Below are 23,924 nucleotides of genomic sequence, written 5' to 3' on the forward strand. Positions count from 1 at the left end.
TAGCACGTTGACCTTAGAATCTACCGAATGGTTCAGCCGAAATGGCATTGAATGCTCCAGGGTAAAAGCCTGTTATTCCGGCTTTCCCAGGCATTTACATGATGAGTATGTTATTAGCGCAAACCTGACGGGGATTGAAGAGATCTGGCTAGCTGGAAAGACGACTTACGTTAAAAGTGGTCAGGTTACCTTATATAATCCCGGTACGATCCAGGCATCGCGCTTCGACAGTCAATGCGTGGAATTTGTTAGCGTGCACCTGCCGCAGGCTATGGTAAAAAACCTGGTTAATAAAGAAAATTTGCGGGGCGATCGTGAGGCACCGGCATTGCATGAAGGCGTCATTAACAATCCCCGGTTGTTTAATGTGCTGTGCCGCTATGCAAACTCGGCTCGTCAGGATAACGGCATCTGTCAGGAGCAAGAGCTGATGCTGCTTTGTGGTGAATTGCTGGAAAAAGATGTTTCTGTGAAGGGAAGGGATGAACAAAGAATAGAATGGGTTATTGAATATTTGCGCGAGCATAGTAACGTAAAGCCGCAGCTGGAAAGCCTTGCTCAAATTGCCGGGCTGAGCAAATACCATTTTGTTCGTCTTTTTACGCGGCATACCGGCATGCCACCCTTGCAGTATCATATGCAGTTGCGTCTGCACCAGGCGCGTAATTTATTACGCAGGAAGGTTCATCCTCTTGACGCGGCCATAGCCTTAGGATTTTACGATCAGAGCCACTTTATTAATGCTTTCCGCAAGGTAATGGGGACCACGCCCCATTACTATTTTTCACAGGTGGGATCAGGAGGTGATAAATTCCCGATAACCTGACGCGATAACATAAATGGCGAAATAGCTAAAAATGAGTGCCGAGGCAATGTAAGAGTATTTAAGCAGGCGGTGACCCAATAACTTACCGCCGAAACTCCCCACCAGACACAGAATACAGGTCCAGAATACGCCGGCGATAAAGAAGCCGCTCAGAAACCAGGCCGAGGCCGTTACGCTGTGCTGTCCCATGCGGGAAATGAGCGCGCCTCCGACCGTAGCAAACCATAAAATAGCCGTAGGGGAGGACAGAGCCAGGACTATTCCTCGCCTGAACTCACGTAGCAGAGAACGATACTGATGCGTTTTATTTACATCCAGTTCAGATGCTTTGCGGAAAGCGGCAACCAGCATTTTCCCGGCGAACCATAAAAGCAGGGCGCCCCCTCCAGTCCACAATACCCAGCGGACGGCTTCGTACTGCAGCAGCACGGTCATTCCCGCCAGCGCCAGTAGCGCATAGGCTAAGTCTCCTACACAGGTGCCGACCCCCAGCCAGAAACCATGAAAATAGCCCCGCTGCATGGCCAGCGTAATCATGGCGATATTAGCGATACCAATATCAAGACACAGCGAAAGACTGAGTAAAAAGCCGTTAGAAAACTGCATCATAAAGTAAAACCTTAATTGGCTGCTCGTGCCCAGGCATGTTCAGGTTCTGCCCAGGCGGTTAGCAAATCGGCTTTCCCACGCTGGCGGCAAGGTGAAGCATGGCCCCGGTCCGGCATTGTTGACTGCGACAGGCGTAAAAGCTTACTAAACACTCGCTCACGTTATATGTATTGGAAATAATTGCGCAGGGGAAGACGTTTGCTAATGCAAAATCATATCTTTGAAAGCAAAAAGCCCGCTTCAGTTTCCTGAAGCGGGCTTCTCAAAATATGGCTCCTCTGACTGGACTCGAACCAGTGACATACGGATTAACAGTCCGCCGTTCTACCGACTGAACTACAGAGGAATCGGTTGATGCAGCGCATAGTAGCGAGGTCGCCCGGCAGTGTCAAAGAGGAAATCGCGTTTTGCCGTGCGTTCGTCTGCAAAATCAACAGCCCGCTCTGTTTTTCGCCCGTTCGGGCAAAATTCAATCTCTTGCGCCAGATCCCACTTTGCTGCGAATGGCCGCTCGATGTTAGAGGTATGTCAAAATTTTGTTATTTGGTGTTTTTAAAACGCCTGTTTCAATGCTTTTATATGTAAAGTTTCAAAAAAATAAATATGAAACAAACGAACCGATAGCGAGCATGCCTGGCGGGTGTCCGAAAGGGAAAAACAGGCATCATTAATTAACCAATTGATTTATTGCAATTAATGACAAGGAGAGACCAACGGCAGTCCGTTTTATCGATAGCTTTGCCTTTACCGAACTTTAATCAACGCGCTGGTGAAGTTGAATGAATGTAAAAAATTTCTTTCATTCAGGTCCAACCCAGCCACCAATGCCAGAAGGGCTTTAGCATGCACAAGAAGATGATCGTATCGCTGTTAGTTTTACTGCCGTTTTTCAGTATGGCCAAAGATATTCAGATCGGGGTCTCAATGGCGCTGTTTGATGACAATTTTCTGACTATTGTACGTAACTCCGTACAAAAAGAGATGCAAAAAGAAGGTGTTAAAGGACAGGTAGAGGACGCTAAAAACGACGTTTCCCAGCAGCTTCAACAGGTACAAAACTTTATCGGCCAGGGTGTGGACGCCATTATCGTTAACCCGGTCGACACCAACGCGGTCAAGCCAATTATGGCGCAGGCCAGCAAAGCAGGTATCCCGCTGATCTTTATTAACCGTCGTCCCGCAGCAGAGTTAACCGGAAAAATGGCCTATGTCGGCTCTAACTCCGAGCTGGCAGGAAAACTGCAAATGGAAGCGCTGGCAAAAGACATGAATTACAAAGGCAATGTCGCCATTCTGCTTGGCGATTTAGCTAATGAGTCAACCCGTGAACGTACCAAAGGCGTGAAAGAAGTGGTTGCTAAATATCCCGGCCTGAAAATTACCCAGCAGCAGACGGCGAAGTTTATGCGCAACGACGCCGTAGACGTTGTCAGTAACTGGCTGACCGCAGGCGATGATATTCAGGCTATCGCTTCTAATAATGACGAAATGGCCATTGGCGCACTACAGGCGCTTGGCAAAAATGAAAACCATGTGCTGGTCGCCGGAGTCGATGGGACGCCAGATGCGCTACAGATGATCAAAAACGGCAAAATGGTCGCCACGGTTTTCCAGGATGCAAAAGGTCAGGGTGAAGGCGCTGTACAGACGGCGGTGAAGCTGGCAAAAGGCGAAACCGTTGAAAAAGACGTCGATATTCCTTTCCAGCTGATCACCAAAGAAAACATGGCGAAGTTCACCAGCCTGAATCAAAAATAAGCCTGGAGATGCAACATGACTGCATACGCACTTGAAGCCGAAGGTATCAGCAAATTTTTCCCGGGCGTGAAGGCATTAAGCAACGTCTCATTACGCGTCAGGCCGGGAAGCGTGCACGCGCTAATGGGCGAAAACGGCGCGGGCAAATCAACGCTAATGAAATGCCTTATCGGTATCTATCGGCCTGACGAAGGGCTGATCCGCGTAAAAGGCGAGCCGGTCGCGTTTCAGGACACGATGGATGCGCTGCATTCAGGCATCTCCATGATCCATCAGGAACTTAACCTCGTCCCCCACATGACCGTGGCGGAAAATATCTGGCTGGGGCGCGAGCCCATGAAGTATGGCTTCGTCGATCATCGCAAGCTCAATCAACAAACGCGCGATCTGCTGAGCAAGCTAAAGATCCGCCTTTCGCCTGACGATCTGGTGGGCGACCTAAGTATCGCCTCCCAACAGATGGTCGAAATCGCGAAAGCGGTTTCCTGGAATGCCGACGTGGTCATTATGGACGAGCCTACGTCGGCCCTGACCGAAACCGAAGTGTCGCATCTTTTCGCCATTATTCGCGACCTGCGGGAGCAAGGCAAAGCCATCATCTATATCAGTCATAAAATGGATGAAATCTTTACCATCACCGATGAGGTCAGCGTTTTTCGCGACGGTAGCTGGGTCGGCAGCAACGCAACGGCAGACTATACCCGCCAGTCGCTGATCACCCAGATGGTGGGCCGCGAGCTGACCCAGCTTTTCCCGAAATTCAACAACGATATCGGCACGGAAGTGCTGACCGTGCGCAATCTTCAGCGTAATGGCGTGTTTCACGACATCAGTTTTGGCGTACGCCGTGGTGAGATCCTCGGCGTGGCGGGGCTGGTTGGCGCGGGCCGCAGCGAAGTGATGGAAAGCCTGTTCGGCATGACCAGCACCGACGGCGGCGAAATTCTAATAGATGGCGTGCCGGTAAAGATAGATTCACCCTCAACGGCGATTGAAAAAGGACTGGCATTTCTTACCGAGGATCGTAAAAAGTCCGGGCTGTTTCTGGTGCTGTCGGTGATGGAGAACATGAGCATCGTCAACATGCCGGAATACAGCAGCAAGGCCGGTTTTGTCAGCCATATCCAGATGGCGAAAGACTGCATGGAGCAGATTCGGCGACTGAATATTAAAACCCCGACGATGGACCAGATTATCAATAACCTCAGCGGCGGCAATCAGCAGAAGGTCTTGATTGCCCGCTGGCTGCTGGCGCAGCCAAAAGTGCTGATTCTGGATGAACCCACGCGCGGCATTGATGTGGGTGCCAAAGCGGAAATTTACCGTTTAATCAGCGAACTGGCGAACCGCGGCGTCGCCATCATTATGGTCTCTTCCGAACTGCCGGAAATTCTGGGCATGAGCGATCGCGTGATGGTCATGCACGGTGGCCGTATCACCGGCATCCTCAGCAAAGAAGAAGCGGATCAGGAAACCATTTTGTCACTGGCGTCTGAATAAGGACTGAAACCATGAGCGATGTAAAAATGAACAGCCAGCAGCTTTCGAAGGCGAGCCGCTTTAGCAGCCTGAAGGGAAAAATGCCGAAAGATACCGGTATTTTTATTGTCATGGTCGCCATTGCGCTGATTTTTGAAATAGCGGGCTGGTATGTACGCGATCAGTCCTTTTTGCTGAATCCTAATCGACTGGTACTGATTGTGCTGCAGGTGGCAATTATCGGCATCATCGCGGTGGGCGTTACCCAGGTCATTATCACTACCGGTATCGACCTGTCGTCCGGTTCGATTATTGCCTTAACGGCGGTCGTCGCGGCAAGCCTGGCGCAAACCTCCGACAGCCTGTCACCTATGTTTCCGTCGCTGGTGAATATGCCAGCAGTGGTGCCGATTGTCGCCGGTATCGGCGTGGGGCTGCTTTGCGGCCTGGTCAACGGCGTTCTGATCACCCGCACCGGTATTCCACCTTTTATTGCCACGTTAGGCATGATGGTTTCCGCACGCGGCCTGGCGCAGTACTACACGCAGGGGAATCCGGTCAGCTTTCTTTCCGACAGCTTTACCTCTATTGGTCAGGGTGCGATGCCGGTCATTATTTTCCTGATCGTTGCGGTCATTTTTCATATTGCGCTCAAACATACCCGCTACGGCAAATATGTTTATGCCATCGGCGGCAATATGACCTCGGCTAAGGTTTCCGGCATCAAGGTTAATAAATACCTGGTAATCGTTTATACCATTGCCGGCGGCCTTTCTGGTCTGGCTGGCGTGGTGCTGGCGGCTCGGGTAAGTAGCGGTCAGTCCAGTATGGGCGTCTCTTACGAGCTGGATGCAATTGCGGCTGCGGTCATCGGCGGCAGCAGCCTGATGGGCGGCGTTGGACGCATTACCGGCACGCTGATTGGCGCGGTTATCCTTGGACTTATCAAAAGCGGCTTTACCTTCGTCGGCGTCGACGCCTACGTTCAGGACATTATCAAAGGCATTATTATCGTCAGCGCCGTTGCGGTCGATATGTACCGTAACCGTAATAAACGCTGATCCCCCGCCATTATTGTCTGCACAGCCTGACAACATGGGCTGCACCTCCACGGTGCAGCCCGCACTCCCGGCCCGGGCTATGAGCCTTTGTGATTACGCCTTTAGAGGTAATCAGATTCTCTTATTTTACCGTCTGTTAGCCATAAACCCTGTTGATGACGCCTTAACAAGAAATTTCTGGCACGTCGCTTGCAATTCTTTCACAGCAGCAAAATGAATATCTGTTTCTTACCGCCAGCGACTCTGGCATTTGGGATCCGTGACGGAGGCAAAATGAACTTAAGACGACTGAAATATTTTGTAAAAATCGTCGATATCGGCAGCCTGACCCAGGCAGCAGAGGTCCTGCACATTGCGCAGCCCGCGCTTAGCCAGCAGGTAGCGACGCTGGAAAATGAACTGGACCAGCAGTTGCTTATCCGTACCAAACGCGGCGTAACGCCAACGGAAGCGGGTAAGATTCTTTATGCCCACGCTCGTACTATTCTGCGCCAGTGTGAACAGGCGCAAACGGCAGTTATCAATGCTGGTCAGACCTTAACCGGGCAGGTTTCTATCGGGCTGGCACCGGGCACGGCCGCGTCGTCGCTAACCATGCCGTTACTGCAAACTGTTCGCGAACAGCTGCCGGAAGTGCTGGTCTATCTGCATGAAAACAGCGGCAGTTCATTAAATGAAAAAGTGATGAATGGACAGCTGGATATGGCCGTCCTTTACGATCGTGCTCCGGGCGCTGGCGTGACCAGTATTCCCCTGATGAAAGAAGAGCTTTACCTGGTTGGCACCAGCGATTGTCCGGGACAAAACATTGACCTGGCTAACGTGGCCGAAATGAATCTGTTTTTGCCGCGCGACTACAGCGCCGTACGTAAACGCGTGGATGAGGCTTTCTCTCTCCGCCGCCTCAGCGCCCGCATTATCGGCGAAATCGAATCCATCGCCACGCTGACTGCGGCCGTTGCCAGCGGCATGGGGGTAACCGTACTGCCGGAATCTGCCGCTCGTGCGCTGGTTAGCTCCACCAATGCCTGGATGGCGCGCATTAACAGCCCAACGCTGAATCTGCCTCTGTCGCTGAACGTCTCCGCGCGTTTGCCGCTTTCGCCTTCTGCTCAGGCAGTTAAAAATATTCTGCTGTCTTTGCTGAACAAACCCGCCGTTGAAGGCCGCGAGCTGATGCTGGTCGGCTAACTCCTGCCACGGGCGCGTGCAGGCGCGCCTCGTTTCTATATCGCTAAAAAGCATATAAAACCTCTTTTTATTATTTGTTGCTATCAATCAGCCTTATTAACATGTCTGAAATGAACAAATAACAGAGGGAGGAGCGCACGTGAATTTTCAACAGCTTAAAATCATCCGGGAAGCGGCGCGCTGCGAGTTTAATCTTACCGAAGTCGCTAATGCGCTGTTTACCTCCCAGTCTGGCGTCAGCCGCCATATACGCGATCTGGAAGATGAACTGGGCGTAGAGATTTTTATTCGTCGTGGCAAACGTCTGCTTGGCATGACGGAACCCGGCAAAGCGCTGTTAAACATTGCTGAACGCATACTGGATGAAGCCGGAAAAGTCCGTCGCCTCGCCGATGTTTTTACCAATGAATCCAGCGGCGTTTTAACCATTGCCACCACGCACACCCAGGCGCGCTACAGTCTGCCAAAAGTCATCAAAGCTTTTCGCGCGCTCTATCCCAATGTCCGGCTGGAATTAAATCAGGGCTCACCGCAGGAGATCGTTTCGATGCTGGTGGCAGGAGAAGCCGATATCGGTATTGCCAGCGAACAGGTGGTGAATAATCCTTCCCTGGCCGCGTTTCCCTGGTTCAGCTGGCATCACGCGCTGCTGGTGCCGAAAGGACACGAGCTGGAGCGCGAGCAGCCCGTATCGCTGGCGGCGCTCAGTCGCTATCCGTTAATCACCTATCGCCAGGGCATTACCGGTCGTTCCCGCGTTGACCGCGCCTTTTATGCCGCAGGTCTGACGCCCGATATTGTCTTAAGCGCGCAGGATTCCGACGTAGTAAAAACCTATGTGGAGCTGGGCTTAGGCGTTGGCGTGCTGGCAGATCAGGCCTGCCAGCTGGATGCGCACTCTTCTTTAACAAGGTTAGAAGCCAAACACCTGTTTGAATCGAATACCGTCTGGCTGGGCTTAAAACGCGGGCAGCTACAGCGCAACTACGTCTGGCAGTTTCTGGAATTATGTAACGCTAATCTGTCGCTGGAAGAGATCAAACGACAGGCGCTGTCCACGCACGACGCGGTAGAGCCAGTGCTGGACTTTCAGATTTAAATTTTTTGGAAGACGGCTCGAAGATTTTATCGCTTATTTTGCTTTAAAAGCGGAGCAGAGAGCGACGCCGGTTGAGCCGCAGGTTATAAGGCCGCCGCGCGTTGTTTAGCACGCACCCACCGTGCAAAAAGGGCCGTCCTGGCCCTTTTTTAATCCACAATTGCTATTGAAAAACCGTCCCAGCCTTTTGCGCCGACGGTCTGTATCGCCGTTGCGGTCAGCCTGTCATCTTCTCCCTGCTGTTGCAGAAACTCGCGAATGCCCGCCACATGTTCATCCTGATTACCGGCATCGGCTACGCGGCCGCTGCGCACCACGTTGTCGCCAATAATAACCGAGCCTTTACGGGAATATTTCAGCGCCCATTGCAGATAAGCCGGATTATTTTTCTTATCGGCATCGATAAAAATCAGATCGAAAGGCGCGGAGTGGGCCAGCTTCGGCAGGCTTTCCAGCGCCGGGCCAACCAGGATTGTTACGCGGCTTTCCAGCCCGGCGTGGCGAATGTTTTGTGCGGCAATCCCGGCATGGCGCGGTTCAAATTCCAGCGTAATAACTTTGCCATCCTCAGGCAGCGCCTTTGCCAGCCAGAGCGTGCTGTAGCCGCCAAGCGTGCCGATCTCCAGGATGCGCTTTGCGCCCATCATTCGGGCAAAGATATGCAGCAGCTTGCCCTGATTGGGCGAAACGTCAATGGCGGGCAGGTTTGCTTCACTGTTTACGGTCAGCGCCGCCAGCAAATCCTCATCCTGCTTCACCAGCGTTTCGATAAAAAAATCATCCGTCTTGCTCCAGCTAAGCTCACTCATAATTTTTCTCACGATGGCAGGTAGACCTAAAATATAGCAGGCTCGTCAATAAAGGCCCTGCCTGTTACGCGTGCTCCCGGTCCCAACTATAACCATAGCCACGCCCGTTCTGCTGCGACACGACAGACGGTAAATCATCCCCGCAGCATAAAATGCCGTTTCGTTCGTCAAATCTTTCTGCCGCCGCATCCGGCCGGGGCTGTAACGCAGCATCCGCTGCGGCGCTTCCTTTAAAGTAAAAATAATTAACCAGAGGGGCAAAGATGATGATGCAACGCTTGAAGGAGCCGCAGCTGTTGAAGCAGCTGGCTTGTTTTGCTGGTCGCTGGCAGTCGGCAGACAATGGCGAAACGCTGCCGGTTATCAATCCGTCCAGCGGCGAAGTGCTGGCAACCATCCCCGCGCTGGGCGCGGCAGAGACGGAGCGCGCTATAGCGTTTGCCGAATCGGTACGCAAAAGCTGGGGGAAAACGCCCAACGCACAGCGGGCGCAGCTGCTGGAGAAGTGGCATCAGCTGATTCTGGCTAACGCTGACGATCTGGCCGCCATTATGACGGCCGAGCAGGGCAAGCCGCTGGCGGAAGCGAAAGGTGAAGTGCTGTACGGCGCCAGCTTTGTGAAGTGGTTCGCGGAAGAAGCCCGCCGCGTCTACGGCGAAACCATTCCGGCACCGAATGACGACCGCCGGATCCTGGCAATCAAGCAGCCGGTTGGCGTGGCGGCTGCGATTACGCCGTGGAATTTTCCCATTGCGATGATTACCCGTAAAGTTGCGCCCGCGCTGGCGGCAGGCTGCCCGATTATCGTTAAGCCCTCTGAACTGACGCCGCTCTCGGCGCTGGCACTGATGGCGCTGGCGGAGCAGGCCGGTTTTCCGCCTGGCGTCGTGCAGGTGTTAACCGGTTTGCCACAGGAGATTGGCAAAACGCTGACCGGCAGCCGCACCGTGCGCAAAATTTCTTTTACCGGCTCTACGCGTGTCGGTCAGCTGCTGATGCAGCAAAGCGCCGACAGCATTAAACGGCTTAGCCTGGAGCTGGGCGGTAACGCGCCGCTGATCGTTTTTGACGATGCCGATCTTGAGATTGCGGTGGCGGGCGTGATGGTCAGCAAGTTCCGCAATGCCGGTCAGACCTGCGTTTGCGCTAACCGCATTCTGGTGCAGCGTGGGATCAGCGAACGCTTTAGCCAGCGCCTGCTGGAAGAAGTGGTAAAGCTGAAGCCTGGCGACGGTTTTGCGCCAGACAGTACGCTGGGGCCGCTAATTAACGCGGCGGCGGTCAATAAGGTTAATGCGCATATTGATGACGCGGTCAGCCAGGGCGCAACGATCCTTACCGGCGGTATCACTCGCGGTGAGGGGACCTTTGTGGCACCAACGGTGCTGGCAAATGTGACCACCGCTATGCGTATTGCGCATGAAGAAACCTTCGGGCCGGTCGCGCCGTTGTTTATTTTCGATACGGAAGAAGAGGCGCTGTCGATGGCAAACGATACGCCTTACGGACTGGGCGCTTATTTCTTTACTGAGGATCTCCGTCGCGCCTGGCGCGTGGGCGAGGCGCTGGAATTTGGCATGGTCGGCCACAACACCGGCGCCATTTCGCTGGAGGTTGCGCCGTTCGGCGGCATTAAAATGTCGGGAATTGGCCGCGAAGGCTCCCGCCACGGCATTGAGGAATATCTGGCAATAAAAGCTTTTCATTTTGGCAGCCTGAATTAAATAGCCCTCGCTTTTTATTAAAACGCCCGCGCTTTGCAGCCGGGCTTTTTTTATGTCCTCAGAAAACTTTTATGGAAGAAATTATTTAAACGCGGTTTTGAACAGAAGGGTAACGAGCCGTAATGGTGCAAAAAGCTGTCCGTTAGCTCTGCGCTGGTGCGTTAATAATTGATAGAAAATCAGTCAGTTAAAAACAGCGGCCGCGTGCGATTTTTACCCGTAATTACGGCATAAAATTTTTTTCGCAAAGCTTATACGCATTTTTATTTTTCCGGCGGCTGGCATACTTTCTGCATAAGTTAAATTAATCCGGGACATCTTCCCATAATTAACTGACTTAATACCGCGTCACAGATGGAGTCGCCCATGCTGAGCTTCGATCCCGATAAAATTGCTTTACCGAAAGGGCACTATATTAACGGCGAGCACTCTGCGCCCTCCGGCAGTCTGTTTACCGTTCATCGTCCTTCGGATGGACGAATCGCAGGTGAACTGCCGGAAGCTGACGCGGCAGTGGTAGACGAAGCGGTAAAGGTGGCTGAGCGCGCCGCCAGGGAGAGCGGCTGGGCAAGCTGTCCGCCTCGCCAGCGCGGTGCCGTACTGCGGCGCTGGGCCGATCTGATCCAGGCCGACACCCGGCTTCCGCTGCTGGAGGCTCTGGGATCTACACGCCCGATTTATGACGTTCTCCATCACGAGATCCCTTTTACTGCCGAAGCCATCCGCTTTTACGCGGAGTGTGCAGATAAATATAGCGGCGATGTGTTACCAACGCGTGACGCCAGTTTAGGCATGCTGATCCCGGAACCCTACGGCGTGATCGGCGCGATTACCCCGTGGAATTTCCCGCTGTCCATGGCCTCCTGGAAGTGCGGCCCTGCGCTGGCGGCGGGCAATGCGGTGGTGTTAAAGCCTTCCGAGCTTACGCCTTATTCCACCATTCGTTTTGCCGAGCTGGCGGTGGAAGCCGGGTTGCCCGCTGGCGTACTGAATATCGTTCAGGGCAGCGGTGCGGTAACCGGTAGCGCGCTGGTTGCGCATCCGCTGGTGCGCAAAGTTTCCTTTACCGGCTCGACGCTGACCGGCGCGCGCATTATGAGCGATGCGGCGCATCACGGCATGAAGCCGGTCACGCTGGAGCTGGGCGGCAAAAGTCCCCAGCTGGTTTTTGACGACGCAGGCGATGTGGCAGAAGTGGCGGGACGCATTCTGCGCGGTTTTACCGCTAACGGCGGCCAGGCCTGCGTGGCCGGAACCCGCCTGATTGTTCAGCGCGGCATTGCGGATGCGCTGATCGCTCAGCTGATGACGCTCTGCCTGGGCTTTCGTCCCGGCGTAACCTGGGATGAAAACAGCCGCTACTCGCCGCTTATCGACCGCCGTCAGGCCAGCAAAGTTGAACAGGTTATCCATGCCGCCGTGGCGCTGGGCGGCGAAATTCTCATTGGCGGCCAACGCTTTGCAGGCACGGGCGATGGCTACTTCTGGCAGCCCACGCTGCTGGCTAACGTAGCGGCCGACAGTCCCGCCGTGCAGGAAGAGATCTTCGGCCCGGTGCTGACCGTGCAGGTTTTCGACACGGAAGAGGAGGGACTGTCTTTGGCTTCCCATCCGACTTATGGCCTGTGCGCGGGCGTCCACACCAAAAATCTCGACCGGGCGCTGCGCGCTATTCGGGGGATTGCCTCGGGCACGGTCTGGGTTAACCGCTATGGCCGCTCGGGCGACTTTATTATTCCTACCGGCGGCTTTCACGGCTCCGGCATCGGTAAAGATCTGGGACGGCAGGCTTTCGAAGCCTGTCAGCGCTACAAGAGTGTCCTGATCGATTTCTGACTCACCCGCTATCAAGAGGATCTATCATGAGCGTGTTTAAACCGAAATTTATCACCTTCGACTGTTACGGTACCTTGATCAACTTCGATATGGCTGGCGCGGCGGCAAAACTGTTTGCCTCGCGCATCCCTCCGGAAAAAATGCAGGCTTTTACCGACGACTTTTCCAGCTATCGCATGGATGAAGTGCTGGGGGCGTTTAAGCTCTATCCCGAAGTGGTGGCGAATGCGCTTTACCGCACCTGTAATAAATGGGGCGTGGAGTGCACAGACAAAGATTGTGCCGACGTCATGGCCGCCTGCGCCACCTGGGGGCCACATCCTGACGTCCCGGCAGCCCTGGCAAAAGTGGCGCAGGAGTTTCCGCTGGTGCTGCTGACAAATTCAACCAATGAGCTAATCAAAAATCATGTGCCGCGCCTGGGCGCGCCAATTCACATGACGATTACGGCGGAAGAGGTCGGTGCCTATAAGCCGCAGATGAAAGGCTTTGAATATATGCTCAGCAAGCTCAACTGTGGCCCGGAAGAGATCCTGCACGTCTCCAGCAGCCTGCGCTACGACCTGATGACCGCCTTCGATCTGGGCATTACCCACAAGGTCTACGTTAACCGCGGCCACGGGCCGGGCAACCCTTTCTACGGCTACAGCGAAATCAGCGGTATTGACGGCCTTCCGGCCATTGTGGGTCTCTAATCCGCTACGGGAGCAGTGCGATGAAACTGGAATCCTTCTGGCAGGCAACCGCGCCGGTTTTTACCGGGGCGGCAGGCAAGGAATTGCCCAAAACGGCGGATGTTGTGGTCATCGGCGGCGGCTTTACCGGCATTTCAGCGGCGCTGAACCTGGCGCGCAGCGGGCTGAACGTGGTGGTGCTGGAAGCGGCAGGCGTAATGAGCCAGGCGTCGGCGCGCAACGGTGGGCATTGTAATACCGGCGTATCGCAAAATTTTGCCTCGCTGGTGGCAAGCCTGGGCGAAGAACAGGCTAACCGCTACTATCGCGCCTTTGCCAGCGCCGTGGACTATGTGCAAAGCGTGGTGGCGGACGAGCAGATCGACTGCGATTTTTTGCGCTGCGGCAAGCTCAAGCTTGCCAGCAAGCCGTCGCATTTTGCCGGACTGAAGGCAACCTATGACGCGTTAAGGCGCACCGTAGACCGTGACGTGGAGCTGATAGGCGCGGATGAGATTCGGCGCGAAATAAATTCGGACGCATTTCACGGCGGTCTGATCCAGCAACGCGGCGGCCAGATGCACATGGGCAAATTTGGTATCGGCCTGGCCGAGGCGGCGGCACGCAGCGGCGCGGAGATTTATGAACATACGCCGGTCACCAGCCTGACTCGGGTGAAGGGCTATCAGCATCGGGTTGGCACGGAAAAAGGGGAGATCCTCGCGGAAAAAGTGTTGATGGCGACGGGCTGCTCCAATATCGGCCCGTTTGAATGGTTTCAGCGGCGCATCATTCCGGTCGGCAGCTTTATTGTGGTTACGGAACCCTTACCGCAGCAGCAGTTGCGCGAGCTGCTACCGGAAAACCGTACCTGCGTGACCTCGATGAATATCGGCAACTACTTTCGCACCACGGCGGATAACCGGCTGGTCTTTGGCGGTCGCGCCCGCTTCGCCATCAGCAGTCCGACTTCAGACGCGCGCAGCGGCAAGGTTTTACAGGCTGCCATGCACAAAATTTTCCCGACGCTGAAAGAGACCCGCATCGACTACTGCTGGGGCGGGCTGGTCGATATGACGGCCGATCGCCTGCCGCACGCCGGTGAACATGAAGGCGTCTTCTATTCGCTGGGCTACAGCGGTCACGGCACGCAGATGTCGGTGTGGATGGGCCGCGTGATGGCTGACCTGATAGCCGAAAAGCGCGTGGAGAATCCGTGGCAGCGCGAAAGCTGGCCAGCCGTGCCGGGCTATTTCGGCAAGCCGTGGTTTTTACCCGTGGCGGGACTCTATTACAAAACACTGGATCGGATCTCCTGAACATGACCTGAGGGCGTGCAGATGAGTAAATTTCGTAAAGCGTTCACCAGCGTAAACCCAGCGTTAACCCAGGCCATCACGGACGTGGCGATATCCCGGCGCGGCATGATGAAGCTGCTGTCGGCAGGCGCGGTGATGAGCACCGGCCTGATCGGCTTTCCTGAACTCGGCTTTGCTGCCGAAGCGCCAGTCAAAGGCGGCAAGCTGCGTGCTGCCGTCGCCAACGCTTCCGCCACCGATACGCTCGATCCGGCGAAGGGCAGCAACAGCGGCGACTACTGCCGCCAGTTTATGTTTTACAGCGGGCTGACCGAGCTGGATAAAAACCTGGCGGCGCAGCCCGCGCTGGCAGAATCGGTAGAGAGCAGCGACGGCATCACCTGGCAGATTAAGCTGCGTCCCGGCGTCACTTTTCACGACGGTAAAAGCCTGACGGCGGACGACGTCATCTGGTCGTTAAACCGCCATAAAGATCCGGCCGTCGCCTCAACCGCTATCACCCAGGCGAAACAGTTCAGCAGCCTTACCGCCGTCAGCCCGACGGAAGTGACGCTGGTGCTGACGCAGCCTAACTTCGATATCCCGGTGGTGCTGGCCACCAGCCAGTTTTTAATCCTGCAAAAAAACACCACCGACTTCAGCAAGGCGATCGGCACCGGCCCGTTTGTACTGCAAAAATTCACCCCGGGCGTCAGCACGGTCGGCACCAAAAACCCGCACTACTGGAAGCCAGGCCTGCCGCACCTGGACGAGGTAGAGCTGATGGGCGTCACCGATCAGGCCGCTCGCGTTAACGCGCTGATGTCCGGCGATGTCAATCTGGTGGCCACCATCTCGGCTAATGACGTGAAGCGCCTGCGCCAGTCCGGGCAGTTTGGCGTGCTGGAGAGCAAGTCCGGCATGTATACCAACCTGATTGTGCGTACGGACATCAGGCCGGGCAGCAACGAAGATTTTGTGCTGGGTATGAAGTATTTGCAGCCGCGCGAAATGATGGTGAAAACCGTGATGCAGGGCTTCGGGCAGGTCGGCAACGATACGCCGGTGCCGCCGTGGCATCCGCTGTTTAACAAAGAGATCCCGCAGCGCCCGCTGGACGTTGAAAAGGCGGCATTCCACTTCAAAAAAGCCGGTATGGCCGGAGCCACGGCCGAGATTATCACCACGCAAAACATTGAAGGCTCGGTGGAGGGCGGTCAGCTTATCCAACAGTTTGGTCACGCCGCCGGCATGAATTTCAAGGTCAGGCGTGTGCCTTACGACGGCTACTGGTCAACGCACTGGATGAAAGATCCGGTCGGCTACGGCTCGATCAATCCGCGCGCGACGGTAGATCTGCTGCTGTCGCAGTTTTACCTTTCCGACGCGCCGAATAATGAGTCGGGATGGAAAAATGCGCAGTTTGACCAGCTGGTCGTGGCCGCGCGCGGCGAACGTGACCAGGCGAAGCGCAAGCAGATGTATGGCGATATGCAGCAGATGATCTATGACCACAGCGGCACGCTGATCCCGACATTTATCAGCTCGCTGGACGGCCACAGCAACAAAGTCAGGGGGCTGGAAGCCTGGCCTTCGGGTCTGATGATGGGCTATCGCTTTCACGAGTTCGCCTGGCTGGCGGCCTGAATGTTGCGCGGCCGCCGGGCGTTTATCGCGCTGCCTGGCGATTTTATCTGGCCCGTTGCCCCATCCAACCGGAGAACGGCTATGAACCGCTACCTGCTTTTTCTGATTGCCCGACGCTGCGGCTCGGGCCTGCTGACGCTGCTGATCGTCTCGGCGGTGGTCTTTTTTGTCACCAGCCTGCTGCCGGGCGACGCGGCGCAAATGGTGCTGGGACAGAGCGCCACGCCGGAAACCGTGGCGGCGCTGCGTCAACAGATGGGGCTGGATCAGCCGCTGCTGCTGCGCTATCTGCACTGGCTCGGCGGCCTTTTGCACGGCGATTTCGGTACATCCTTCGCCAGCCATCTGCCGGTAGCGCAGCTGGTAGCCCAGCGCATGCCCGCTACCTTCGAGCTGGCGGCCATAACCACGCTGGTTTCGGTGCCGCTGGCGCTGCTGATTGGCCTGGCCGCCGCAATGAAGCGCGGTTCGCTGTTCGATCGCGGCCTGATGCTGGGCACCATGGCGGTGGTGGCGGTGCCGGAGTTTCTGGTGGCGACGATTGCGGTGATTGTCTTTGCGGTGAAGCTGCACTGGGTGCCCGCTATGTCGCTCGGCACGCCCGCGCTCAACTTTGCCAGCTATCTGCAAACCTATGCGCTGCCGGTATTAACGCTGTGCTGCGTGCTGGTGGCACAGATGGCGCGCATGACCCGCTCTGCTTTGATCAACCAGATGGACAGCCCTTATCTGGAGATGACGCTGCTGAAAGGCGTTTCGCCGCTGCGCGCCATGCTGCGCCACGCGTTACCTAACGCCGTCGGGCCCATTGCCAACGCCATCTCGCTTAGCCTGTCGTATCTGTTTGGCGGCGTGATCATTATCGAAAGCATTTTCAGCTATCCGGGACTGGCCAGCCAGCTGGTCGATGCGGTCAGCAACCGCGATCTGCCGGTGGTCCAGCTCTGCGTGATGCTGTTTGCCGGGTGTTATCTGCTGCTGTTGCTGCTGGCCGATATCCTCACTCTCGCCTTCAATCCCAAATGGAGAAGCTGATGAACGCACTCACGCTCCCCGGCCGTTTCTTTCTTTCGCTGACCACGGCGGGAAAAACCGGCCTGCTGATTACGCTGCTGTGGATAGCGCTGGCGATTTTTGGCTCTGCGCTGGCACCGTACAGGCTGGAGGATATCGGCGCTGGCCCAATGTTTGGCGGCTTCAGCAAGGCTTTCTGGTTTGGCACAGATTATCTGGGCCGCGACATGTTCAGCCGCATTCTTTACGGCGCGCGCTATTCGATTGGCCTGGCGCTTGGCGCGGCGCTGCTTGCCAGCCTGACCGGTACGCTGCTGGCGCTGTTAGCGGCGGTCGCCGGGCGCTGGCTGGAGGAAGTTCTGGGCCGCATTAACGACGCGATGCTGGTCTTGCCTGGCAAAATCCTGGCGCTGATGATCGTGGCGGTGTTCGGCTCTTCGTTACCGATGCTGGTCATTACCGCCGTCTTCACCTATTGGCCCGGCGCGTTCCGCATCGCATGGGCAATGGCTTCCAGCCTGCGAACGATGGACTACGTTCGCGCCTCCAGGCTGCGTGGCGAAAGCCGCTTTTATATTGCGGTACACGACATTTTGCCCAACATGCTGCATCCGATGCTGACCGATTTCGGCCTGCGCTTTGTTTATATCGTGCTGCTGCTCAGCGGCCTGAGTTTTCTGGGGCTTGGCGTACAGCCGCCTTACGCCGACTGGGGCACGCTGGTGCGGGAAAATTTGCAGGGATTGTTCGACGGCTCTCCGGCGGTGCTGATGCCCGCGCTGGCCATCGCCAGCCTGACTATCGGCGCTAACCTGTTTATCGACAGCCTGCCGGCCATGCGTCCGCTCAGCCCGGCGAAGGAGGTGGTATGACGGTCACTCCACACACTGCCCGCCCCACGGTGGCGGTAGAAAATCTTCGCGTGATTGCGCATGGCGAAGATGGTCGGGAAATTCCGCTGGTGGACGATATTCGTTTCACCGTGCAGAAAGGCGAGGTGCTGGCGCTGATTGGCGAGTCCGGCTCCGGCAAAACCACTATTGCGCTGGCGCTGATGGGCTATGCGCGGCACGGCTGTCGGATTGCGCAGGGCACCGTTCACGTTGCCGGTATCGACGTAACATCGCAAACGCCCGCGCAGCTGCGCCAGTTTCGCGGTAACAAAGTCGCCTATATCGCGCAGAGCGCCGCCGCCTCTTTTAATCCGGCGATGAAAATCCTCGATCAGGTAGTAGAGCCGGTTGTAATCCACAAAATTATGAGCCGCGCCGAAGCCGAAAAAAAGGCGGTCGAGCTGTTTCGCGAGCTGGCGCTGCCGGAACCGGAAACGATCGGTCTGCGCTACCCGCACCAGGTTTCCGGCGGCCAGCTACAGCGCCTGATGACCGCGATGGCGCTGATTGGCGATCCGGAAGTGGTGATTTTAGATGAGCCGACCACCGCGCTGGACGTTACAACCCAGGTCGAAGTGCTGAAAACCTTTCGACGAGTGGTGCGGCAGCGCGGCATGACCGCGATTTACGTCAGTCACGATTTGGCCGTGGTGGCGCAGATGGCCGACCGCATTCTGGTGCTGCTGAAAGGGGCGATTGCCGAATACGGCAGCACGGCGGATCTGCTGCGCGCGCCGCAGACGGAATACAGCCATCAGCTGCTGGCCGCGGCACAGCAAAAGATGCGCCCCAGCCCGTGGCGGCCGGAAGAGGCCGCGCTGCAACCAATGCTGGAAGTGCGCGACCTCTTTGCCGGTTACGGCCCGACTAATGCACAAGGGCAGCCGAAGATCCCCGTTCTGCACGATATCAATCTGCGGCTCTACCGCGGTCAGGCGCTGGGCATTATCGGCGAATCCGGCTCTGGCAAAACCACGCTGGCGCACGCTATCGCCGGAATGAATGCGCCCTCCGCCGGGCATATTTTGTTTAACGGCCACTATATTGCGAGCGAAATGCGTCAGCGTTCTGAAGACGAGCTGCGGCGCATTCAGTACGTATTCCAGATGGCCGATACGGCGCTGAATCCGGCGCACAGCGTGGCCACCATTCTGGCCAGGCCGCTGAAGCTGTTTCACGGCCTGCGCGGCGCGGCGCTGGACCAACGAATGGCGCAGCTGCTGGAGCTCGTCAGGCTGCCGCGTTCCGTACTGCATCGCCGTCCGTGGTCGCTTTCCGGCGGACAAAAGCAGCGTATCAATCTGGCAAGAGCGCTGGCCGCAGAACCTGATTTGATCCTGTGTGATGAAGTTACCTCGGCGCTGGATACCGTCGTGGCGGCGGCGGTGTTGGATTTGATCACCGAACTACGCCGCGAGCTGGGCCTGTCGGTTATTTTTATCAGTCACGACCTGCACGCCGTTCGCTCGGTTTGCGACCAGATACTGGTGGTGAAAAATGGCAGGATGGTGACGCAGGTGGCGCGCGCCGACTACGATAAACCTTCAAGCGAACTCTATTACGAACGGCTGAAGCGTGCCGTGCCGGAACTACGCCAGGGCTGGCTTGATGAACATAACGAGATTGCCGATGGCCTTGCTGCACCAGCTTCGCAGACGAGAGCTGGTGGCTGAAAGAGAGGAAAATATGACGATTACCACCATGAGCGAGCACTATCTCGATGAGGCCGTGGCGCTGACGCAGGCGCTTGGCTGGCCGCATCGCCGTGAAGACTGGCAGCAGGCGCTGGCGCTGGGCGAAGGGCTGGCGCTGGTTGAAAACGGCGAGCTGCTGGGCACCACGCTTTACTGGCGCTGGGGCGACTACGCGACCATCGGCCTGGTAATAGTGGCTGATAAAGCGCAGGGAAAAGGCTTTGGCAAAGCGTTAATGCAGGCCGCGCTGGCAAAGCTGGAAGGGCATCAGCTTCGCCTGCACGCAACGGTTAAAGGCAAAGGACTGTATGAAAAACTGGGTTTTGCCACCAGCGGGCTGCTGGTGCAGCATCAATGCCGAGCGCTGGCGGCGGTTGAACGTATTGCGCCTGCCGCCTCGCAAAGGCTGCGGCCAGCGCAGCAGGAAGATCTGGCACGGCTTAGCGAACTGGAAAGCAAAGCGCACGGCATGCGGCGGCCTTTACTGCTTGATAACCTGTATGCCAATGCCCGACGTCTGCTCGTGCTGGAAGAGCAGGGCAGCATAAGTGGTTTTGCCGGTTTACGCCGCTCCGGCCACGGCTATGTTATCGGGCCGATCGTTTGTCGCGATGTCGCTCAGGCAAAAGTTCTGGTCAGCGAATTATTACAGGGGCTGGAGGGGGAGTTTGTGCGTATTGATACCGATAGCGCCTACGGCCTGGCGGCCTGGCTGACCTCGCTGGGCTTAGCGGAGGTTGATGCCTCCGCCATCATGTATAAAGGGCAACCCTGGCAGCCGCAGGGCGTGCTGGCGTTTGGCTTAATGAGCCAGGCGCTGGCATGAATATTCTCTATAAGTCAGAACCCGAACGAGGGCGCATCTGGGCAGAATTACTGGCGGAGAGGGCACCGGAGGCACACTTTCGCCAGTGGCCTGACGATGGCGACCCGGCAGAGGTTGAGTATCTGGTTGTGTGGCAGCCGCCGGAAGATCTCCGGCCTTATACCTCGCTGAAAGTGCTGTTTTCGGTTGGCGCGGGCGCCGAGCAGTTCGATTATGCCGCGTTGCCGCCGGATTTGCCGGTAGTGCGCATGATTGAGCCAGGCCTCACCCAGGGGATGGTGGAATACGTCACCTTTGCCGTGCTGGGTTTGCACCGCGAGATGCCGCGCTATTTCCGCCAGCAGCGCGAAAAACAGTGGCTGGATCATTCATCACTGCCAGCCGCGCGGCGGCGTATTGGCGTGATGGGCGTCGGCACGCTGGGCGAAGCGGTACTGCAACCGCTGCTGGCGCTGGGCTTTGACTGCGCGGGCTGGAGCCGTACGCCAAAACAGATTGCAGGCGTTACCAGCTTTGTCGGCACGGAGCAGCTCAACGCTTTTCTGGCGCGCAGCGATATTCTGATCTGCCTGCTGCCGTTAACCACGGCGACCGAGGGCATCCTGAATGCCGACCTGTTCAGCCAGCTGCCGCCGGGTGCTTCGCTGGTGCAGGTTGGCCGGGGCAAACAGCTTAATCATCAACATTTGCTGGATGCGCTGGAGAGTGGACAGCTTGCTGCGGCGGTGGTTGACGTGACTTCACCAGAGCCGCTGCCGGGCGACCATCCTTTCTGGCACCACCCGGCCATCTGGCTAACGCCGCATATTGCCAGCCAGGCGCAGCCGGAAAGCGCATTAACGGCGCTGCTGGAAAACATCCGCCGTTTCGAACGGGGCGAGCCGATGCACGGGCTAATTGAGCGAGAGCGAGGATACTGATGGACGATTTAATCGCGCTGCGGCGCGATCTGCACGCGCATCCTGAACTGGGTTTTGCCGAACACCGAACGGCAGGCATCGTGGCGGACTTTCTGGCCGCGCTGGATATTGAGGTTCATCGCGGCATTGGCAAAACAGGCGTAGTCGGCGTGCTGCGGCGCGGTACGGGCGAAAAAACTGTTGGCCTGCGTGCCGATATGGACGCGCTGCCCATGGAGGATGCAGGCCTGCAGCCGTGGAAGAGCCAGCATCAGGGCTGTTGCCATGCCTGCGGCCACGATGGCCATACCGTCATGCTGCTGGGCGCGGCACGGGCGCTGGCTCAGGCAAAAGACTTTGACGGGACGGTCATTTTTATCTTTCAGCCTGCGGAAGAAGGGCTGGCCGGCGCGCAGGCGATGATTGACGATGGCCTGTTCCGGCGTTTTCCCTGTGAGGCAGTATATGCGTTACATAACTGGCCGGAGCTGCCGCTGGGTAGCGCGCAAACCCGGCCCGGCGCGATTATGGCCGCCGCCGACCGTTTTGATATCACCGTGAAAGGCGGCGGGGGACATGCCGCGCAGCCCCATCTTGCGGCGGATACCCTGCTGGCGACCAGCGAGCTGGTGGTGCAGCTGAATACCATCGTTGCTCGCGCCATCGCTCCCTGTGAATCCGCGCTGTTAACGGTGACGCGTATTCAGGGCGGCTTTTCCCACAATATGATCCCGGCAGAAGCCAGCATCACCGGCACCGTCCGTACCTTTAGCCCGACGGTACAGGACATCATGGAAAAGCGTCTGCGTGAGATAACCACGCATATTACCGCCGCCCATGGCCTGACGGCGGACATCCACTACCGGCGCTACTATCCTGCTACCGTTAACAGCGCTCCCGAAGCAGAGCTGGCGCTGCATGCGGCGCAACAGGCCGGGCTCAGTGCCTCAGTGGCGGCTCATCCGGCGCTTACCTCAGAAGACTTCTCTTTTATGCTGGCGGCTTTGCCAGGCGCCTATCTGTGGCTGGGGTCGGCAGAAAGCTACCCGCTTCACCACTCCGCCTACGACTTTAACGATGCGGTTATTCCTTACGGCGTGGGCTGGCTGTGCGAAATTGTCAGGGCAGCCCTGCCGCTAAAAATTTAATTCGTCATTTCACCCGCTTTTCAACAGCGAATGCCGCCGCCGTCGCCAATACGGCAGCCGCGGCAGGCGGCCGGTTGCGATACTTTAGCTTTCAGGCCATGAGGAAAAGAGATGCACAATTTGCTTATTGAAGAATCTGCCATTACCGATAACGTCTTATTGTTGGACGCGCGCGAAGAGCAGGTGCCGCGCGGCGTGGTGACGGCGCATCCGCTGGTGATTGCCAAAGGAAAGGGCGCGGAGGTCTGGGATGTGGAAGGCAACCGCTATCTGGATTTCGTGGCGGGGATTGGCGTGCTGAACGTTGGCCATAATCATCCGGCCGTGGTGGCTGCGGTCACCAGACAGCTACAGCAGATTACGCACGCCTGTTTTCAGGTGGCCGCTTATCCTGGCTATATCGAACTGGCTACCCGGCTTAACCAGCTGGTCGGCGAGGGCGAAAAATATAAAAGCGTCTTTTTTACCAGCGGCGCAGAAGCGGTAGAAAATGCGGTAAAAATTGCCCGCGCCCATACCAACCGTCCGGGCATCATCGCCTTTGACGGCGCGTTTCATGGACGCACGCTGCTGGGCTGTACGCTAACAGGAATGAGTCAGCCCTATAAGCAGAATTTTGGGCCTTTCCCCGGCGACATTTATCGCGTGCCGTTTCCGAATGCGTATCATCAAATCAGCGAACAGGACTGCCTGAAGGCGCTGGACACGCTATTTGCCGTGCAAATTATGCCGGAACGCGTCGCGGCGATAATTATTGAGCCGGTGCAAGGTGACGGCGGCTTTCTGCCCGCAACGCCAACATTTATGCAGGCGCTGCGCGACATTACCGAGCGTCACGGCATCCTGCTGATTTGTGATGAAGTGCAGACCGGCTTTGGCCGCACCGGCAAAATGTTTGGCTTCCAGCACAGCGGCGTACAGCCCGATCTGGTTACCGTTGCCAAGAGCCTGGGCGGCGGCCTGCCGATTTCCGGCGTGACCGGCAAAGCGCATATTATGGATGCACCGCTGCCTGGCGGGCTTGGCGGCACCTACGGCGGCAACGCGCTGGCCTGCGCGGCTGCACTGGCAGTACTGGAAATCTTTGAACAGGAAAATCTTCTGGCGCGGGCTAACCAGCTTGGCGAACAGCTTCACGCGCGGCTGGTGCAGCTGGCGGAAAAATATGCCTGTATCGGCGACGTGCGCGGCATTGGCTTTATGCGCGCGGTAGAAATTATCGATATTGATACGGGCAAGCCGGATGCCGCGCTGACGCAAAAAATCCTTGATACGGCCTGTCAGGAAGGCGTGCTGCTGATTAAATGCGGCGTACAGCGTAATACCATTCGTTTTCTGCCACCTCTGGTGACCACCGACTCCCAGCTGGAAGAAGCGCTGCATATTGTGGATATCGCGCTGGCGCGCGCGACCGGCAGGCTTGGCTAGGCGGCCTTCTT

At 56.7% G+C, this 23,924-nt stretch carries 20 protein-coding genes and 1 tRNA gene; 18 read left to right on the plus strand and 3 right to left on the minus strand.

From position 1 onward, the window contains the following. Positions 1 to 7: 7 nt before the first annotated feature. The gene (locus tag ACMGGR_RS07170) at positions 8 to 826 is read left to right on the plus strand and encodes an AraC family transcriptional regulator (protein ID WP_414148513.1); all 819 of its coding nucleotides are present in this window, start codon (positions 8 to 10) and stop codon (positions 824 to 826) included. On the opposite strand, the gene ACMGGR_RS07175 is transcribed toward ACMGGR_RS07170, so the two are convergent. Next, positions 797 to 1,435 carry a LysE family translocator gene (locus ACMGGR_RS07175; protein WP_246757718.1) on the minus strand — a complete coding sequence of 213 codons (639 nt, stop codon included), beginning with the start codon at positions 1,433 to 1,435 and terminating at the stop codon, positions 797 to 799. The genes ACMGGR_RS07170 and ACMGGR_RS07175 overlap by 30 nt on opposite strands. 270 nt (positions 1,436 to 1,705) lie before the next feature. After that, positions 1,706 to 1,781 (minus strand) — tRNA-Asn (locus ACMGGR_RS07180). Between the two features lie 497 nt (positions 1,782 to 2,278). Between ACMGGR_RS07180 and ACMGGR_RS07185 the strand changes: the two genes are divergently transcribed. The 5 genes from ACMGGR_RS07185 (at position 2,279) to cbl (ending at position 8,023) form a co-directional block, all read left to right on the plus strand. Then, positions 2,279 to 3,193 (plus strand): sugar ABC transporter substrate-binding protein, encoded by a 915-nt coding sequence (locus ACMGGR_RS07185; RefSeq protein WP_414148514.1) that lies wholly within the window; start codon positions 2,279 to 2,281, stop codon positions 3,191 to 3,193. A gap of 15 nt (positions 3,194 to 3,208) precedes the next feature. Next, positions 3,209 to 4,693, plus strand: coding sequence for a sugar ABC transporter ATP-binding protein (locus tag ACMGGR_RS07190; protein ID WP_246757716.1), 1,485 nt, complete (start codon positions 3,209 to 3,211; stop codon positions 4,691 to 4,693). A 26-nt stretch (positions 4,694 to 4,719) separates the two neighbouring features. Beyond that, a complete protein-coding gene (locus tag ACMGGR_RS07195; protein ID WP_414148921.1) occupies positions 4,720 to 5,733 on the plus strand; it encodes an ABC transporter permease in 1,014 nt (337 codons plus the stop codon). Between the two features lie 273 nt (positions 5,734 to 6,006). Continuing rightward, complete coding sequence (gene nac / locus ACMGGR_RS07200) at positions 6,007 to 6,924, plus strand: nitrogen assimilation transcriptional regulator NAC (RefSeq protein ID WP_246757714.1); 918 nt, start codon at positions 6,007 to 6,009, stop codon at positions 6,922 to 6,924. 139 nt (positions 6,925 to 7,063) lie between these two features. Beyond that, entirely contained in the window at positions 7,064 to 8,023 is a 960-nt protein-coding gene (cbl, locus tag ACMGGR_RS07205; RefSeq protein WP_246757713.1) for an HTH-type transcriptional regulator Cbl, read from the plus strand. Positions 8,024 to 8,172: 149 nt separating this feature from the next. On the opposite strand, the gene ACMGGR_RS07210 is transcribed toward cbl, so the two are convergent. Further along, positions 8,173 to 8,832: an O-methyltransferase gene (locus ACMGGR_RS07210; RefSeq protein WP_414148515.1), complete on the minus strand. Its 660-nt coding sequence runs from the start codon at positions 8,830 to 8,832 to the stop codon at positions 8,173 to 8,175. A gap of 263 nt (positions 8,833 to 9,095) precedes the next feature. Here ACMGGR_RS07210 and ACMGGR_RS07215 point away from each other — a divergent pair, with 263 nt between their 5' ends. The 12 genes from ACMGGR_RS07215 (at position 9,096) to gabT (ending at position 23,913) form a co-directional block, all read left to right on the plus strand. Next, entirely contained in the window at positions 9,096 to 10,556 is a 1,461-nt protein-coding gene (locus ACMGGR_RS07215) for an NAD-dependent succinate-semialdehyde dehydrogenase (protein ID WP_414148516.1), read from the plus strand. Positions 10,557 to 10,922: 366 nt separating this feature from the next. After that, positions 10,923 to 12,392: an aldehyde dehydrogenase family protein gene (locus tag ACMGGR_RS07220; RefSeq protein WP_414148517.1), complete on the plus strand. Its 1,470-nt coding sequence runs from the start codon at positions 10,923 to 10,925 to the stop codon at positions 12,390 to 12,392. A gap of 26 nt (positions 12,393 to 12,418) precedes the next feature. After that, entirely contained in the window at positions 12,419 to 13,087 is a 669-nt protein-coding gene (locus ACMGGR_RS07225; RefSeq protein WP_414148518.1) for a haloacid dehalogenase type II, read from the plus strand. A 20-nt stretch (positions 13,088 to 13,107) separates the two neighbouring features. Next, positions 13,108 to 14,385, plus strand: coding sequence for an NAD(P)/FAD-dependent oxidoreductase (locus ACMGGR_RS07230; RefSeq protein WP_414148519.1), 1,278 nt, complete (start codon positions 13,108 to 13,110; stop codon positions 14,383 to 14,385). A gap of 21 nt (positions 14,386 to 14,406) precedes the next feature. Then, positions 14,407 to 16,011 carry an ABC transporter substrate-binding protein gene (locus tag ACMGGR_RS07235; protein ID WP_414148520.1) on the plus strand — a complete coding sequence of 535 codons (1,605 nt, stop codon included), beginning with the start codon at positions 14,407 to 14,409 and terminating at the stop codon, positions 16,009 to 16,011. 81 nt (positions 16,012 to 16,092) lie between these two features. Continuing rightward, on the plus strand, positions 16,093 to 17,046 hold the full coding sequence (locus ACMGGR_RS07240) for an ABC transporter permease (RefSeq protein ID WP_246757706.1): 954 nt from the start codon (positions 16,093 to 16,095) through the stop codon (positions 17,044 to 17,046). Then, positions 17,046 to 17,897, plus strand: coding sequence for an ABC transporter permease (locus tag ACMGGR_RS07245; protein ID WP_246757705.1), 852 nt, complete (start codon positions 17,046 to 17,048; stop codon positions 17,895 to 17,897). The genes ACMGGR_RS07240 and ACMGGR_RS07245 overlap by 1 nt, the downstream gene beginning before the upstream one ends. Continuing rightward, on the plus strand, positions 17,894 to 19,591 hold the full coding sequence (locus tag ACMGGR_RS07250; RefSeq protein WP_414148521.1) for an ABC transporter ATP-binding protein: 1,698 nt from the start codon (positions 17,894 to 17,896) through the stop codon (positions 19,589 to 19,591). Before ACMGGR_RS07245 ends, ACMGGR_RS07250 begins: the two co-directional genes overlap by 4 nt. A 13-nt stretch (positions 19,592 to 19,604) precedes the next feature. Next, complete coding sequence (locus ACMGGR_RS07255; protein ID WP_414148922.1) at positions 19,605 to 20,438, plus strand: GNAT family N-acetyltransferase; 834 nt, start codon at positions 19,605 to 19,607, stop codon at positions 20,436 to 20,438. After that, entirely contained in the window at positions 20,435 to 21,358 is a 924-nt protein-coding gene (locus ACMGGR_RS07260) for a 2-hydroxyacid dehydrogenase (RefSeq protein WP_414148522.1), read from the plus strand. Before ACMGGR_RS07255 ends, ACMGGR_RS07260 begins: the two co-directional genes overlap by 4 nt. Further along, entirely contained in the window at positions 21,358 to 22,485 is a 1,128-nt protein-coding gene (locus ACMGGR_RS07265; RefSeq protein WP_414148523.1) for a M20 aminoacylase family protein, read from the plus strand. Before ACMGGR_RS07260 ends, ACMGGR_RS07265 begins: the two co-directional genes overlap by 1 nt. A gap of 111 nt (positions 22,486 to 22,596) precedes the next feature. After that, positions 22,597 to 23,913, plus strand: coding sequence for a 4-aminobutyrate--2-oxoglutarate transaminase (gabT, locus tag ACMGGR_RS07270; RefSeq protein ID WP_414148524.1), 1,317 nt, complete (start codon positions 22,597 to 22,599; stop codon positions 23,911 to 23,913). Positions 23,914 to 23,924: the final 11 nt, after the last annotated feature.

This window comes from Erwinia sp. BNK-24-b, from assembly GCF_047456155.1.
Classification (GTDB): Bacteria; Pseudomonadota; Gammaproteobacteria; order Enterobacterales; family Enterobacteriaceae; genus Erwinia; species Erwinia phyllosphaerae.

What these genes read in the sequence shown, in the direction of transcription:
- ACMGGR_RS07230 (WP_414148519.1), top strand. Translation starts at nt 13,108, where the DNA reads ATGAAACTGGAATCCTTCTGGCAGGCAACCGCGCCGGTTTTTACCGGG.
- ACMGGR_RS07260 (WP_414148522.1), top strand. Translation starts at nt 20,435, where the DNA reads ATGAATATTCTCTATAAGTCAGAACCCGAACGAGGGCGCATCTGGGCA.
- ACMGGR_RS07245 (WP_246757705.1), top strand. Translation starts at nt 17,046, where the DNA reads ATGAACGCACTCACGCTCCCCGGCCGTTTCTTTCTTTCGCTGACCACG.
- ACMGGR_RS07195 (WP_414148921.1), top strand. Translation starts at nt 4,720, where the DNA reads ATGAACAGCCAGCAGCTTTCGAAGGCGAGCCGCTTTAGCAGCCTGAAG.
- ACMGGR_RS07210 (WP_414148515.1), bottom strand. Translation starts at nt 8,832, where the DNA reads ATGAGTGAGCTTAGCTGGAGCAAGACGGATGATTTTTTTATCGAAACG.
- ACMGGR_RS07175 (WP_246757718.1), bottom strand. Translation starts at nt 1,435, where the DNA reads ATGATGCAGTTTTCTAACGGCTTTTTACTCAGTCTTTCGCTGTGTCTT.
- ACMGGR_RS07215 (WP_414148516.1), top strand. Translation starts at nt 9,096, where the DNA reads ATGATGATGCAACGCTTGAAGGAGCCGCAGCTGTTGAAGCAGCTGGCT.
- ACMGGR_RS07255 (WP_414148922.1), top strand. Translation starts at nt 19,605, where the DNA reads ATGACGATTACCACCATGAGCGAGCACTATCTCGATGAGGCCGTGGCG.
- ACMGGR_RS07185 (WP_414148514.1), top strand. Translation starts at nt 2,279, where the DNA reads ATGCACAAGAAGATGATCGTATCGCTGTTAGTTTTACTGCCGTTTTTC.
- ACMGGR_RS07250 (WP_414148521.1), top strand. Translation starts at nt 17,894, where the DNA reads ATGACGGTCACTCCACACACTGCCCGCCCCACGGTGGCGGTAGAAAAT.
- ACMGGR_RS07225 (WP_414148518.1), top strand. Translation starts at nt 12,419, where the DNA reads ATGAGCGTGTTTAAACCGAAATTTATCACCTTCGACTGTTACGGTACC.
- ACMGGR_RS07190 (WP_246757716.1), top strand. Translation starts at nt 3,209, where the DNA reads ATGACTGCATACGCACTTGAAGCCGAAGGTATCAGCAAATTTTTCCCG.
- ACMGGR_RS07240 (WP_246757706.1), top strand. Translation starts at nt 16,093, where the DNA reads ATGAACCGCTACCTGCTTTTTCTGATTGCCCGACGCTGCGGCTCGGGC.
- ACMGGR_RS07220 (WP_414148517.1), top strand. Translation starts at nt 10,923, where the DNA reads ATGCTGAGCTTCGATCCCGATAAAATTGCTTTACCGAAAGGGCACTAT.
- nac (WP_246757714.1), top strand. Translation starts at nt 6,007, where the DNA reads ATGAACTTAAGACGACTGAAATATTTTGTAAAAATCGTCGATATCGGC.
- ACMGGR_RS07265 (WP_414148523.1), top strand. Translation starts at nt 21,358, where the DNA reads ATGGACGATTTAATCGCGCTGCGGCGCGATCTGCACGCGCATCCTGAA.
- gabT (WP_414148524.1), top strand. Translation starts at nt 22,597, where the DNA reads ATGCACAATTTGCTTATTGAAGAATCTGCCATTACCGATAACGTCTTA.
- ACMGGR_RS07235 (WP_414148520.1), top strand. Translation starts at nt 14,407, where the DNA reads ATGAGTAAATTTCGTAAAGCGTTCACCAGCGTAAACCCAGCGTTAACC.